This window comes from Putridiphycobacter roseus (assembly GCF_003234935.1).
Classification (GTDB): Bacteria; Bacteroidota; Bacteroidia; order Flavobacteriales_D; family Crocinitomicaceae; genus Putridiphycobacter; species Putridiphycobacter roseus.
The window spans coordinates 14,375-28,038 of sequence record NZ_QKSB01000013.1; the positions used below are offsets into that span (position 1 = coordinate 14,375).

The following is a 13,664-nucleotide window of genomic DNA, read 5'->3' on the forward strand; positions in this document are numbered from 1 at the left end:
TAAATAATTTTTAATTATTTCTTTAAATTTTTACCGTATCTGTTCTTAAATTTATCGATTCTACCTGCAGTATCCACAAATTGTAATTTTCCAGTAAAGAATGGGTGAGATTTTGAAGAAATATCCAATTTAATTAATGGATACTCATTACCATCTTCCCATTGAATAGTCTCGTTAGAAGGTGCACATGAATTGCATAAAAATGCATACTCGTTAGTCATGTCTTTAAAAATAACTTTTCTGTACTCTTCTGGGTGAATTCCTTTTTTCATTTTAATTCTATATTAATGCGTCAATTTTATTTCCGAAATCGGAGTGCAAATGTATTAAATTTATTTTTAATAACAATAAATATAATCGTAAAATAATTTTATTTAAATTACGTATACTATCTTTGAGGTAACAAATTTATGAAAAATATTCTAACCCTTACTGTACTATTACTATTAATTTTTGCATCCTCTTGCAAGAAAAATACAATATTATCTAAAGAAAATTTGAGTTTCTCGGTAGATACGGTCTTGTTCGATACCGTTTTTACCACCATTGGGTCGACGACTAAAAGATTGAAATTTTACAATAAAAATACTTTGCCTATCCTGGTTGAAGAAATTGAATTAATGGGGGGAAGTAATTCTCCTTTTAATATTAATGTAGATGGTGTTTCAGGGGATAGTTTTGAAGCGGTTACTTTAAAAAGCGACGATTCTGTTTTTGTATTTGTAGAGGTTACCCTCTCGGTGAACAACGGAATCCTTCCTTTGGTTATTGAAGACTCTATCCGTTTTAAAACCAATGGCAAAAATCAATATGTCAAGCTGGTGGTTTGGGGACAAGATGCCTATTTTCATGTCAATGAAATTGTAAGTGATAACGAACCATGGATGAACGATAAACCACATGTAATATATGGTATTGCAGGTGTTGGTTTTCCAGGTGTAGATTCTAATTTAACCTTAACTATTCCAGCAGGTACAGAAGTGTTTGGACATAAAAATTCTTACCTCTATGTCTATAAAAGTACTTTAGTAATCAATGGTTCCTATGAAAATGAAGTCCTCTTTAAACACGATAGATTCGAGTCTTACTATGATGATCAAGCAGGGCAGTGGGGTGGAATTATTCTGACCCAATCAAAAAACTCAGTCATCAATTATGCCAAAATTGAAAATGCAGCCATTGGATTGCGCGTAGATACTACTGGTGGACCACAAACTTTATTATTGCAGAATACCATCATTCAAAATAGTCAGTTTTATAACTTGTTTTTAAATGCAGGACCCATTGTCACTGTTGAGAATTCTGTTTTTGGTGATGCAGGAATCATTTCTGTTTATCTTTTTGCTGGCGGAGAAGCAAAATTCAAGCATTGTAATATGGTAAATTATTGGAAGGGCTCAAGGGGCGGACCAAGTTTTGCCATTAAAGATTATTTTGAAGTAGAAAATACGATTTACATCAGGCCTTTTTTGAATACCAGTTTTGATAACTGTATCATGTACGGCAATGTGGAAAATGAATTGGTGGTCGATACCATTGCTACAAGTCCAGCACCTTTTGATGTCGTATTTAGAAACTGCTTATCTAAAAGAGAAGAGGTTTATAATTATACTAATTTTACAAACATGATTTGGAATCAAGATCCATTGTTTACTGATGTATTCACTTTTGATTTTCATTTAATGGACGCTTCTCCATTGTTTGGTGCAGGAAATAATTTAACTGGTCTTACAACAGATATAACTGGTAGCGCAAGAAATGTAAGTACACCAACGATTGGTGCTTACGAAAATTAGTTAACGGTAAAGCTAGCAGAATCCTTAGCACTTTCTCCTAAGAAAGAAAAGTCACTATAGGTCACCAATTTTACTTGGTAACTCCCCGGAGTATCAAATTTCTGAACAAAATAGATGTCATTCCAACCCATAGTATTTTCAACTGCGGAATCAGGTCCGATTATTGTCCAAGCATAACTCCATTCATTTTCTGAACAAGAGGTGAAAGTGATTGATTCTCCGGTATTAATGGTAGTTTTATCCATTTCAATACAAGCGGTTACTGTCTTGTCTTTGTTACAAGCAATGGTGAAAATACTGAGAATTGCTAATAAAAATAAAAATGATTGTTTCATGGATAACGTTTTGACAAATATATAAAAGAATCAAAAGTAATCATTTAATATTTACAGATTGAAATCAACAATTTAATATGAATTAAACAAAAGTAGCCACAAATGTAATAAAACCGGGCTTTTTGCGTTTAAATGGATAAGTTGTAACCAATTCTTTAAAGTTGGTTATGCTAATGCAAGAAAAAAAAACCAAAACCAAAACAAAGTAATTATGCCAATTAATCCCATTTACCATCACACAGAGGAAAAGCTAAAAGAAGAGCTTCTGTGGGTGCAAGCGGCGCAAAAAAATCCAAAGCGGTTCGCGCCACTTTACGACAAGTATTATGAACAAATCTTCCGGTATATCTACCAGCGGATGGACGATAAAGAACTTGCTTTTGATGTCACCAGTCAGGTGTTTTTAAAAGCCATGAATAACATTGAAAGATATGAATATAGAGGTGTCCCGTTTTCGTCGTGGTTATACAGGATCGCCAAAAGTGAAGTCTATCAATCGTTTAGAGATAAGAAAGCCAAGAGAACTGTTAGTATTGAGTCTTTTCAATTAGAAGGGATGATAGAGGAATGGGAGGAAGACCGAACAGAAGACAATCGAAAAGTACTGCTGAGTATTATTGGCGGTTTAAAAGAAGAGGAAGTTCAGTTGGTGGAGATGCGTTATTTTGAAAAACGATCTTACCGAGAGATTGGAGAAATATTGGAGTTGACTGAAAACAACGCCAAAGTAAAAACGCATAGAATAATAAATAAAATGAAAAAAATTTATAGAAAATCATATGGACAATTATAATATTAAATTAGATCGACCAAAGTTGACGTCCGAAGAGATTGTACAGCGAAAAGATTTTGATACATTAATGAATAATCATGAAATTATTAAAAGGCCTTTTCGAAAGTCACCCTGGTTTTTTGGGGTGACAGGAATGGCAACGATCGGTTTATTATTGGGGGGAGTATATACTTTTACTTCCTCCAGCCATAAACCCGAGGAGCAAGCTTTGCAAATAGTGAAAAATGATTCCCCAAAACTGGAAGCCAAATTAGTCAGCCTTGAAGTGATGGAACCTGCTCCAGAAAAGGTTTTGGCCATGCAATCACCGCATGAAAATAAGCGAGAATTAAAAAAAGTGAAAAACGAAAAAAAAAACAACTATGATAACACAAATACTTTAATTGAAAATACGGTTAAACCAATGGTAGAAGAGCCTGCTGTTCAAAAAGAAAAAAAGCCATCAGAACCATTAGATAAATCAGCAAATGTTAGGTCGGGTTACTTAGATAATCACCCAAGAATAAACGGGAAAATTGGCGGAAAATTAAAAATGTCTGAAGTAGAAAATAATTTCAATATTTTAACGGATTCAGAAATAGAAGTGCTAAGCTTTGAATTACATGTCGTCACCGAATTTGGTGCAAAAGTGTATCAAAATAATAGCAATGCTCTGACAAATGAAATGAAAAATGCAATTTTAAAACAAGGCGTGAATAGTGAAATTTACTTTGAAAATATTCAAGGTGATGTAGGTGGAGGAAAAAAAATGAGATTATCCCCCCTGAAGTATTCCTTGTCGAAATAAATTGAATTGTTAAAAATCGTTGGATTCAAATAGCTAAATGAAAGGCATTTTTTACCTTTGTAAAAAATAATTCATGTACAAAGCGATTATCCGACCTATTTTATTTGCATTCGACCCGGAAAAAATACACCATTTTACTTTTGGATTTATCAAATTTGTCCATAAAATTCCATTTGTTTCCAGTATCTTAAGTCGTGTCTATACGGTAAAGGATAAAAAATTGGAACAAAATTTATTTGGTTTAAATTTTAAGAATCCAGTTGGACTAGCAGCTGGATTCGATAAAAATGGAGAACTTTTTAATGAATTGTCTGCTTTTGGATTTGGATTTATTGAAGTAGGGACCGTTACCCCTGTGGCACAAGAAGGAAATCCTAAGAAAAGACTTTTTAGACTGAAAGAAGACCGTGGACTCATTAATCGAATGGGTTTTAATAATAAAGGGGTGGATGCCTTAGTGGAAAGATTGAAAAATAGAAAAACCGATACCATTATTGGTGGAAATATTGGAAAAAATACCCAAAGTGATTCCGATCAATACATTGAGGATTATAAACAAACTTTCGAGAAACTCCATGATGTAGTAGATTATTTTGTCGTTAACATTTCCTGTCCCAATGTCGGTAGTATGGCAAAATTGCAGGACAAAGATTTTATCTTAGAACTATTAAATGCTTTGCAAGCTATTAATCATTCCAAAAAGAAACAAAAACCTATTTTATTAAAAATTGCACCGGACTTAAATGACCAACAATTGGATGAAATTATTGAGGTAGTTCTTGCCGCTAAAATTCAAGGGGTAATTGCATCCAACACATCTACTAACAGAGCAGATTTGAAAATGAGTGAAGCCGAATTGGATAAAATTGGAAATGGTGGACTAAGTGGTCAACCTGTGAAAGATAGAAGTACGAAAGTAATTGCTTACTTGGCTAAAAATTCTAATCACGCCTTTCCAATTATTGGTGTAGGTGGCATTCATTCAGCCAAGGATGCGATTGAGAAAATAAAAGCAGGTGCTAGCTTGGTACAAGTATATACAGGCTTTATTTATGAAGGACCAAAATTGGTGAAATCCATCAATAAAGAAATTGCTAAGTTGAACTTATTACATACAAAATGATTAAATTAATTGAATGTCCACGTGACGCCATGCAAGGCTTGCATGATTTTATTCCAACAGAGGTAAAGGCAGCTTATATAAATGATTTATTAAAAGTTGGGTTCGATACCATTGACTTTGGTAGCTTTGTTTCTCCGAAAGCAATTCCACAACTTAAAGATACTGCAGCAGTACTTTCTAAATTAGATTTAACCAATACAAAATCTAAATTATTGGCCATTATAGCCAATGAGAGAGGAGCCAATGATGCCGTACAATTTGAAGAAATAAATTATTTAGGTTTTCCTTTTTCCGTTTCGGAAACGTTTCAACAAAGGAATACAAACTCCAGTATCGAACAATCATTGACTAGAGTAGAAGCTATTCAAAATTTATGCGTGAAGCACAATAAAGAAATGGTAGTATACTTATCCATGGCTTTTGGAAATCCATACGAAGATCCTTGGAATGTAGATGTGGTTGCAAAATGGGCAGAGACTTTACATGAGAAATTAGACATTAATATTTTAGCACTTTCCGATACTATTGGTGTTTCGAATAAGGAAAATATAACTTACTTATTTAAGCATTTAATTCATGAGTTTCCAAAAGTAGAATTTGGGGCACATTTGCACAGTACGCCAGAAACAGCAACTGAAAAGATTGATGCGGCAGTAAAAGCAGGATGTAAAAGATTTGATGGTGCCATTAAAGGCTTTGGTGGTTGCCCAATGGCGGCTGACGATTTGGTTGGAAATATGGCAACCGAACAAATTATAAGTTACCTAGATGACCAGGCCATTAAACATGATATTGATATGAATTATTTTCAGAAAGCGGAAAATGAAGCAAGCAAGGTATTTCCCATTTAATTTAATAATGATGCAAAAAATATTCACCAGTATTATACTCATTTTACTAACTTTTACCACCCAAGCTGGTCAGTTTGAGCAGACTTTAGGGAAGTTTAATAAAGTTAAGATTATTGGTAATTATGAAGTCAACTTAATACAAGGGGATGTTTCTAAAATTGTGGTTGATAATAAAGATGCTAAAGTACCTGATGAGGCTATTTTATTTTCCATTATTGATACTATATTGACCGTTCAGCTGCAGTATGATACTTATGTGAAACGTAACTTAACTATCGATATTTATTACCAAGAGTTGATTGAGATTGAAGGAAAAAGAGGGGTGAGAATCTCTTGCCAAACCCCCTTCACGAATGATTTAAGCTTGTTTGTAAATGCAGGTGGAAAAATTGACGTTAAAGTCAATACTGAAAATTTATTGGTCAAAGTTTCTTCAGGCGGTTCAATACATGTGGATGGTAAAGTAACTTATTTAAAAGCGGATGTCAATGCTGGAGGACTAATTGGAGCTTCATTTTTATTGGTGGAAACTTGTGCAGCAACGGTGCAAATGGGTGGAGAAATAATATTAAATGTTACCAATTCTCTTGTTGCAACGGTGAAAGCTGGAGGTGTTATTTCTTATAAGGGAAATCCGGTAGAATTGTCTAAATCTATCAAATTGGGTGGAACCATTGAAAAATTATAATCAAATGAAAGTACTTTTTTATAGCCTTTTGGCTGTGTTTATATTGGTAAGCTGTAATAATCAAAGCAGCGTAAATAAAATAGATAACTATTTTCCGAGTGACACCGTTTTGGTCGAAAATGATTATCCAGGTATTGACAATGAAGTGGTGTTAAAAGCCATGCAAGACTTGAAAATTTGTACGCTTTCCGATACCAGCACGACCATTGCATTGTGTGATTACACAAAATTTAGAATCTTTCCGGTTGGTCCAAATATTGATTTGGCTAAAAGCTTTATCCTAGAAATGAAAGAAGGAGTGTATGACTCACCTGTAAAACAAGTATTGGTCATTGAAAAAAGCTTTAACAAGTATAAAATTATTAACCGTTATTTAGGTTTTTTAATGGAATATCGAACCACTGAATCAGGTTATAACGATTTGTTAATGGGGTATAAAGATCCCGAAATGGGTTTAATTGGAATCAAACATGCTTGGGATAAAGAAAAATACGAGCCAGTTGATGTCGAAGAAATCAATGGGTATTTTATCCAAGAAGCGTTAAAGGATTCTATCAATCAATTGTTTTTACCTAATTTCAATGCTGGTTATTAATCAGTGGAGAAATATAATTTTATCTTTTTTCATGGTATTGCTTTGCAGTTGCGATCGGCAAGCGGAAGTGATTAAAATTGCACCCTATGAATTGTTTCACGACAATGGTGCAAAAGTCTGGTTGTTAAAAAGTCAAATGGTTAACGGTGTAGAAAAAATACCAACAGATAGAAAGGAGAGGTGGACAATAGTGTTTTATAAGGACCATACTTTTGTGATTAATAAGTTAAAGTCCTTCGGGAATTGGTCCTATCAACAAGGTAATTTTAGTTTTAATAAAAATGCAGATACCTTAATTTATAAATGGGTGAGTGGTGATGAATTTAAACATCAACTCATTGATTTTAATAATACTTCCTTTAAATCCTTATTGGTCCATCAATCCGATTCCATTGAATTTACTTATACTTGTATGGATAAAAGAGCGTATCGCAGCAATTATGAAGATGAAACACAAGAAGAAATATCGATTTACTATTAGTCTTTTTTTTGCCTTATTGCTCACGAGTTGTAATCCATTTTCTATTCAATTATTATATCAAGGTGAAACCAGTGTCAAAACGCATGCAAGGGCTTTAGATTACCAAGACTCTTTATTGTATATCGGCAGTCAAAAAGGCAATGTCACCACTTTTGATTATGTGAACTTATGTGAAGTTGATAATGTACCTATTTCTGGGGCAGAAGACCTGAGGGGATTAGTTATTGGTCCACAAAAGTCAATAATTTGTATCAATTCTGGCAAAGAAGGAAATGTCTACCTGCAAAACGATAGTGCTTTTCAAACTGTTTTTAAGCAAAGCGATTTGTTTTTAGATGGTATTTGTATAAACGACCAAGGCATTGGCTTTGCCTTTGGCGACCCAATCGATTCAAAATTTTCTATTTTAAAGACTGTGGATAGTGGAGTAACATGGCATTGGATGGATACCAATTGTTTGCCCAATGCGCTGGTAAATGAAGCGGCTTACGCAGCCAGTAATTGCAGTATGCAGTTAATAGACAGTACCATTTATATAGGAACAGGTGGGGGAGCAGTGACTCGAGTATTAAAGTCTACCGATATGGGGGAAAGTTGGCAATATTTAAATACGCCAATGGTTGCTGGAGCTTCTTATGGCATTTATGCACTTTCTTTTTGGAATGCACAAGAAGGTGTTATTACTGGTGGCAGTTATTTAGATTCTTCTTATTGTGATAGTATGACATTCATTACCAATGATGGTGGCCAAAGTTGGACAAACATTAGCAAAGGCTTACCAGGTTATATGAGCAGTATTCAAAGTTCTAAGGATGGCAAGTTAATCGTCGCCACCGGCCGTATGGGGACTTATTATTCCCTCAACCAAGGCGAAAAATGGAAGCTACTGACTAAAAGGGCTTACTACACCGTTAAATTCAGTGATTCCTATGTCTTTCTGTCTGGAAAAAATGGTAGGATAGGGATTTATAGCTTTTAGCTTAATAGCCTTTAGCTATTGGCTTTTTGCCTTTAGCCTTTAGTAATTAGCGATTAACATTTGTCTTAATAATTGGTACTTGTGTCTTAATACTTTTGTCTTTTGTCTTATGTCTTATGTCTTATGTCTTTTGTCTAGCTTCTAGTGTCTATTTTCAATTAAATAATTAGCAAACACTATTCTACAATCATTGTTCTAACTTGAGTAATTAGATTTGAATTGAGTTTTACCAAGTATATTCCAGTGTTCAAATTTGTTCGAATAGTTAAATCATTTAACTCTTTAATTTTCTCGAAATATACTATTTGTCCTAAAGTATTATAGATTTCAATTTCTAATACATGTTTGTCATCCTGTGTGTTAACATGAAATGTTCCATCACTTGGATTGGGGAATAATAATATTTGATACTTTGAATTTTTATTTTGCACACCAAGATCATATTGACAATTTAAACTGAAATATGACTGATTATCTTTATTAATCCATGCGTTATTACTGAAAGCAATATCGTCTACTTGTATACAGGTAAGGTTTGGGTTGTTTCTTACGTCAAATTTATAATCTATCAAAATGTTACTATTATTGCCATTTTGTAAATTTAGTTGATGCAAATTATTGCTAGCACAATTAATCCATTCAAGTTCATGGTTGTTCTGTAAGTTTAACACTTGAATGTTATTCGAATCGCAATCTAAAAGTTCTAATTTGCTAGAATTGGACACATCCAGCGCGTTTAATAGATTAATTTTTAAACCTAGTTTTTCTAAGGAGTCTTGCTCACTCAAGTCAAGAGAAGTGACTAAGTTGTTCTCCATGAAAAGTGTCCTTATTTTTTCATTTTGACTCAAATCTAAAGATGTTAATAAATTATTATTGAGATTTAAATACGTTAATAGTGGGTTTTGAGATATATCAAGTTCAATTAATGAGTCAGAACAAGTCAGCTCTCTTAATGAGTAATTTGAACTGATATCGAGAGAATCTAACCCTAAATTTCCAATAAGTAGAATCTCTAAATTTAGATTTTGACTAAAATTAATGCTATTACAGCTTAAATTTGATAAGTAAATATACTTCAATTCGGTATTTGTCATGATGTTCACTGAATCTATTGTTGAATTGGAAAAATGAATTTTTTCTAATTTTAAGTTTTGACTTAAATCTGGATTATTTACTGCAACATATGAAAGGGTTAGTTCCTTTAAAGAATCCATGGTGTGAATCGGAAAAGAACTGCCACTGTATTGACTGACCTGTAGTTCATTTAAATTATTAAAAGCTTCCAAACCTGTCAAGTCACTTATAAATGGAGCGTTAATAAACAGGGAGGATTGGGCTTCCGCATCAGTATTTAAAATTTGTCCATCCGCAATTGGGTCCGAATCTATGTTTAAGTTGATTAAATAGATTTCAAATGCACCATCAGGAATACTCGTGTATTGTGCATAAATAAATTGGAAATGAAAGAAAAAAAAAAGTAAATAAAGTATTTCATAAAATAAATTTTAAATTTTTGACCCAAATTAAATAATTATTAGCTGTATAATAAGTTTTTAGGTTAGTTTTTTGATGAAATTTTGAAGTTTTTTTCTTTATTTGGAAAAATTTAATTGCTTATTTAACTGCAGTGGATTACAGTTAGTTTTAGCTAGGTTGGTACAACATTGGAACGAAAGCATAGTTTGGACATATGTTGACTGTCTAGCATCTAAAATCTACTATTTTAATGCTAAAACTTACTCTTGGCTGTTGCCAATTTCAATCTCCATATAGCTATCGGGATTATTGAACAGTTTGCAATCTATTCAATCCTCTGGTGTCGGATAGAAGTATAGTTTTACAAGCAGTTAAACTAAATCTAGACGTAATAACTTTGTCTAACTACTTATTTTGTCTAGCGTCTAGCATCTAGTGTCTAGCTTCTAGTATCGTTCTGAAAAAAGTAGATAACTTCCACTTCTTTCAATTAAATTTTATGGTTCCTAAATTAAAAATTCTTACATTTAAAAAACGACTTTTGGTAATGAAGCAAATCTATTTACTTGTACTGTTTTGTACTTCTTTGGTTTTCAGCCATAAAATAGTCGCGCAAAAATATATTGGGGCAGGAAATGCACAAGGTGTTACCGTAACCAGTAGTCACAACGCGAAAATATATCCAGGAATTTATACTGCTTCAGCTCAAAACACCTTGCAAGGAGAAGGACTGATCGCAAAAAAAATGGAAGCCACCCGTTTCTTGACCCAAGCTGGGTTCGGAGGAACACTTGATGAAATAGATTGGATTGCCAATAACAGTATTGAAAAATGGCTAGCCAATCAATTGGCAATGTCACCAACATATTTGGCGGATTCTACCCAAATGGCTTATGATATCGGTCTCGAAAATTACATAGCCAACGGTGGTGACTCTTCGAATTATACTTATCGACCAGATGCCAGACATACCAGTTATGCTTGGTGGACCAATACCATGTTGGCAAAAGATCAATTGAGACAAAGAGCGGCTTATGCATTGAGCCAAATTATGGTCATTTCTTTTGAAGGCGACTTGGCAGGTTATGGTATTGGTGTGTCAGACTATTACGATATTTTAATAAGAAATGCTTTTGGGAATTATAAAACCATGTTGTCAGAAATTTCTGAACACGTGGCCATGGGCGCTTACTTGAGCCATTTAAATAATCCAAAATCCGACACTGCGAATAATATTCATCCAGACGAAAATTATGCTAGAGAAATCATGCAGTTGTTCAGTATCGGTCTTTTTCAATTGAATATCGACGGTTCTCAAAAATTGGATGGAAACGGTAATCCAATTCCAACTTACGACAATAATGACATTAAAGAATTGGCAAAGGTTTTTACCGGACTCTCAGTTGGAGCTAGAGAAGATGGTGGTAACCTGTATTTTTATTTAGGAACATGGGCTGCAGATTTTAAGGTGCCCATGATGATGTATGAAGACCAACATGAAGCGGGGCAAAAAACAATTATTGATGGCCATGTTATTCCTGCTGGTCAAACCGGAAAAGAAGATATAGCGGATGCGATTGACCACTTGTTTAACCACGCAAATGTTGGTCCGTTTATGGCCAAGCGATTGATTCAGCAATTGGTAAAGTCTAATCCTTCGCCTAACTATATTCAAACAGTAGCTGAAGCATTTAATGATAATGGAGAAGGTGTTAGGGGAGATATGAAAAAAGTCTTTAGTACCATTTTAATGCATCCAGAAGCAAGGACTTGTGCAGCTATAAACGACCCCGCTCAAGGGAAATTAAGAGAACCAGTATTGCGGTACACACAGTTTGCTAGATTTTTTGGAGGCAATAGTCCACACCAAGGTGGAAGGTATTTTAATTACCCAAGTTTTTTGAGAGACCGAGTAGATCAAGCACCCCTGCATGCACAAACGGTATTTAATTTTTATAGTCCCGCTTTTTCACCAAACGGCCCATTGGCAAATGCCAATTTGGTTGGACCAGAATTTGAAATCCACAATACCAGAACGAGCATTGGTTATACTGATATGGTTTATTATTGGGTAGAATCAGAAATTTTATTTTTGTCTTATTCTTCAGATGCTTTGAATAGTCATATCACCACTTCCGACTTGACCTCGCTGACTGAATTGGCAAAAGATGAAGATGCCTTGATTGATTATTTAGATATTTATTTATGCCACGGACAATTGTCGCAAAACACAAGGTCGATTATAAAAAACCAATTAAATGCTTTGGACCCTGGTTTGTCGGGCATTGATGCAAAAATTAGATTAGCAGTTTATACCGTAATGATTAGTCCCGATTATGTGGTCTTAAAATAATTAAACATGAAACAGAAAGGCGATAATTCAAGAAGAAGATTTATAAAGCAAGCTAGTTTGGCTGCTTTAGGACTTTCAGCACCTGTTTCTGCAATGATACAGTTTAAGGCGGTAAATGCCATGATGAGTGCACCGCCGCCGCCGCCTTTTGGAAATTACAAAGCCTTGGTGTTTGTATTCTTAGGTGGGGGGAATGACTCTTTTAACATGCTTATGCCGAATACTACTTCGGAGTATAACGATTATGCAACAACCCGCTCAAACCTCGCCATTCCTCAAAACGACTTGTTTGGAATCGCAGGAAATAATTACGGGTTACATCCAAATTTGGGAGGTATCAAACAATTGTTTGACCAAGGAGATGCGGCCATGGTTGCAAATGTAGGGACACTGATAGAACCCACTACAGTAAACCAATACCAACAGGGTACAGCGCCTATTCCTGTCGGATTATTTTCACACCTCGATCAATACAATCACTGGCATTCTGGTCGTGCTGACCAGAGAGTAAATGTAGGCTGGGGCGGACAAATTGCAGATTTATTGGGATCGACCAATATCAACCAAAATATTTCCATGAATGTTTCCTTGTCGGGTTCAAATTTGTTTCAATTTGGCAATCAAACCGTGGAATTTGCCATGAACCAGAATGGTCCTAAATTGCCTTTTTATTATAACGAAACATGGGGCAATAACCAAGAACGAAGGGCAATGACCGATAGTTTGTTGGCACACAATTATTCCGACCCTTTTCAAAAAACTTATGCGGATACTTTTAGAAAGTCAATTGAGGCGAGTATAGAATTTGAACAAGCTGTAAACAGTTTACCAGGTTTTAATACGGCCTTTTCTGCATCAAGTATTTCTCAAGAAATGGAAATGATTGCTAAAACAATTGCGGTAAGAGATACTTTAGGCTTTGAAAGACAAATATTTTTTGTGCAACACAATGGCTGGGACCATCATGATGATTTATTGATCAACCATGCCAATGGAATGCAAGAGGTAAATGATGCCATGGTAGAATTTAAAAATGTATTGGACGAAATGGGCGTCTTCAGTGATGTGACCACTTTTGTAGGGTCAGAATTTGCAAGAACACTGACTTCAAACGGAAACGGAAGTGACCATGCTTGGGGCGGAAATGCGATTTTAATGGGAGGAGATGTAATTGGAAATAACGTTTACGGAAATTATCCTTCTCTACAAATTAACAGTCCACAATATTTAGATGGTGGCGTTTTGGTGCCGACCACAGCAACCGATTCCATGTTTTCTGAATTGGCACTTTGGTATGGTGTGGAACCAAACGATTTGTCAACCATTTTTCCGAATGTGGGTAATTTCCATAATTTGGCCACTTTAAACACACAAAATCCCCCAATGGGATTCATGACCATGTAA

14 protein-coding genes are annotated in these 13,664 nt (G+C 34.6%); 11 read left to right on the plus strand and 3 right to left on the minus strand.

Going from position 1 to position 13,664, the window contains the following annotated elements; genetic code table 11:
- Positions 1-14: 14 nt before the first annotated feature.
- Positions 15-272 carry a type B 50S ribosomal protein L31 gene (locus DNU06_RS15095; RefSeq protein ID WP_111064332.1) on the minus strand — a complete coding sequence of 86 codons (258 nt, stop codon included), beginning with the start codon at positions 270-272 and terminating at the stop codon, positions 15-17.
- A 138-nt stretch (positions 273-410) separates the two neighbouring features.
- Between DNU06_RS15095 and DNU06_RS15100 the strand changes: the two genes are divergently transcribed.
- Positions 411-1,796 carry a choice-of-anchor Q domain-containing protein gene (locus DNU06_RS15100; protein ID WP_111064333.1) on the plus strand — a complete coding sequence of 462 codons (1,386 nt, stop codon included), beginning with the start codon at positions 411-413 and terminating at the stop codon, positions 1,794-1,796.
- On the opposite strand, the gene DNU06_RS15105 is transcribed toward DNU06_RS15100, so the two are convergent.
- Complete coding sequence (locus DNU06_RS15105) at positions 1,793-2,131, minus strand: hypothetical protein (protein WP_111064334.1); 339 nt, start codon at positions 2,129-2,131, stop codon at positions 1,793-1,795. The two genes, DNU06_RS15100 and DNU06_RS15105, sit on opposite strands and share 4 nt — an antisense overlap.
- Positions 2,132-2,342: 211 nt before the next feature.
- On the opposite strand from DNU06_RS15105, the gene DNU06_RS15110 reads away from it, so the two are divergent.
- The 8 genes from DNU06_RS15110 (at position 2,343) to DNU06_RS15140 (ending at position 8,428) form a co-directional block, all read left to right on the plus strand.
- Positions 2,343-2,924 carry an RNA polymerase sigma factor gene (locus tag DNU06_RS15110; protein ID WP_111064335.1) on the plus strand — a complete coding sequence of 194 codons (582 nt, stop codon included), beginning with the start codon at positions 2,343-2,345 and terminating at the stop codon, positions 2,922-2,924.
- Positions 2,911-3,711 carry a hypothetical protein gene (locus tag DNU06_RS15115; protein ID WP_111064336.1) on the plus strand — a complete coding sequence of 267 codons (801 nt, stop codon included), beginning with the start codon at positions 2,911-2,913 and terminating at the stop codon, positions 3,709-3,711. The genes DNU06_RS15110 and DNU06_RS15115 overlap by 14 nt, the downstream gene beginning before the upstream one ends.
- A gap of 73 nt (positions 3,712-3,784) precedes the next feature.
- Positions 3,785-4,834, plus strand: coding sequence for a quinone-dependent dihydroorotate dehydrogenase (locus DNU06_RS15120; protein WP_111064337.1), 1,050 nt, complete (start codon positions 3,785-3,787; stop codon positions 4,832-4,834).
- A complete protein-coding gene (locus DNU06_RS15125) occupies positions 4,831-5,685 on the plus strand; it encodes a hydroxymethylglutaryl-CoA lyase (protein WP_111064338.1) in 855 nt (284 codons plus the stop codon). The genes DNU06_RS15120 and DNU06_RS15125 overlap by 4 nt, the downstream gene beginning before the upstream one ends.
- A 7-nt stretch (positions 5,686-5,692) precedes the next feature.
- Positions 5,693-6,373 carry a head GIN domain-containing protein gene (locus DNU06_RS15130; protein WP_158526917.1) on the plus strand — a complete coding sequence of 227 codons (681 nt, stop codon included), beginning with the start codon at positions 5,693-5,695 and terminating at the stop codon, positions 6,371-6,373.
- A 4-nt stretch (positions 6,374-6,377) separates the two neighbouring features.
- Positions 6,378-6,968 (plus strand): hypothetical protein, encoded by a 591-nt coding sequence (locus DNU06_RS15135; protein WP_146239271.1) that lies wholly within the window; start codon positions 6,378-6,380, stop codon positions 6,966-6,968.
- Positions 6,969-6,999: 31 nt separating this feature from the next.
- Positions 7,000-7,449 carry a hypothetical protein gene (locus tag DNU06_RS17880; RefSeq protein ID WP_158526918.1) on the plus strand — a complete coding sequence of 150 codons (450 nt, stop codon included), beginning with the start codon at positions 7,000-7,002 and terminating at the stop codon, positions 7,447-7,449.
- Positions 7,409-8,428, plus strand: coding sequence for a WD40/YVTN/BNR-like repeat-containing protein (locus DNU06_RS15140; RefSeq protein WP_233503056.1), 1,020 nt, complete (start codon positions 7,409-7,411; stop codon positions 8,426-8,428). Before DNU06_RS17880 ends, DNU06_RS15140 begins: the two co-directional genes overlap by 41 nt.
- A gap of 176 nt (positions 8,429-8,604) precedes the next feature.
- On the opposite strand, the gene DNU06_RS15145 is transcribed toward DNU06_RS15140, so the two are convergent.
- On the minus strand, positions 8,605-9,717 hold the full coding sequence (locus DNU06_RS15145; RefSeq protein WP_146239272.1) for a T9SS type A sorting domain-containing protein: 1,113 nt from the start codon (positions 9,715-9,717) through the stop codon (positions 8,605-8,607).
- Between the two features lie 737 nt (positions 9,718-10,454).
- Between DNU06_RS15145 and DNU06_RS15150 the strand changes: the two genes are divergently transcribed.
- On the plus strand, positions 10,455-12,260 hold the full coding sequence (locus DNU06_RS15150) for a DUF1800 domain-containing protein (protein WP_158526920.1): 1,806 nt from the start codon (positions 10,455-10,457) through the stop codon (positions 12,258-12,260).
- Positions 12,261-12,266: 6 nt separating this feature from the next.
- On the plus strand, positions 12,267-13,664 hold the full coding sequence (locus DNU06_RS15155; RefSeq protein ID WP_111064344.1) for a DUF1501 domain-containing protein: 1,398 nt from the start codon (positions 12,267-12,269) through the stop codon (positions 13,662-13,664).

What these genes read in the sequence shown, in the direction of transcription:
- DNU06_RS15120 (WP_111064337.1), top strand. Translation starts at nt 3,785, where the DNA reads ATGTACAAAGCGATTATCCGACCTATTTTATTTGCATTCGACCCGGAA.
- DNU06_RS15150 (WP_158526920.1), top strand. Translation starts at nt 10,455, where the DNA reads ATGAAGCAAATCTATTTACTTGTACTGTTTTGTACTTCTTTGGTTTTC.
- DNU06_RS15155 (WP_111064344.1), top strand. Translation starts at nt 12,267, where the DNA reads ATGAAACAGAAAGGCGATAATTCAAGAAGAAGATTTATAAAGCAAGCT.
- DNU06_RS15110 (WP_111064335.1), top strand. Translation starts at nt 2,343, where the DNA reads ATGCCAATTAATCCCATTTACCATCACACAGAGGAAAAGCTAAAAGAA.
- DNU06_RS15095 (WP_111064332.1), bottom strand. Translation starts at nt 272, where the DNA reads ATGAAAAAAGGAATTCACCCAGAAGAGTACAGAAAAGTTATTTTTAAA.
- DNU06_RS15100 (WP_111064333.1), top strand. Translation starts at nt 411, where the DNA reads ATGAAAAATATTCTAACCCTTACTGTACTATTACTATTAATTTTTGCA.
- DNU06_RS15125 (WP_111064338.1), top strand. Translation starts at nt 4,831, where the DNA reads ATGATTAAATTAATTGAATGTCCACGTGACGCCATGCAAGGCTTGCAT.
- DNU06_RS15115 (WP_111064336.1), top strand. Translation starts at nt 2,911, where the DNA reads ATGGACAATTATAATATTAAATTAGATCGACCAAAGTTGACGTCCGAA.
- DNU06_RS15140 (WP_233503056.1), top strand. Translation starts at nt 7,409, where the DNA reads ATGAAGATGAAACACAAGAAGAAATATCGATTTACTATTAGTCTTTTT.
- DNU06_RS15105 (WP_111064334.1), bottom strand. Translation starts at nt 2,131, where the DNA reads ATGAAACAATCATTTTTATTTTTATTAGCAATTCTCAGTATTTTCACC.
- DNU06_RS15135 (WP_146239271.1), top strand. Translation starts at nt 6,378, where the DNA reads ATGAAAGTACTTTTTTATAGCCTTTTGGCTGTGTTTATATTGGTAAGC.
- DNU06_RS17880 (WP_158526918.1), top strand. Translation starts at nt 7,000, where the DNA reads ATGGTATTGCTTTGCAGTTGCGATCGGCAAGCGGAAGTGATTAAAATT.
- DNU06_RS15130 (WP_158526917.1), top strand. Translation starts at nt 5,693, where the DNA reads ATGATGCAAAAAATATTCACCAGTATTATACTCATTTTACTAACTTTT.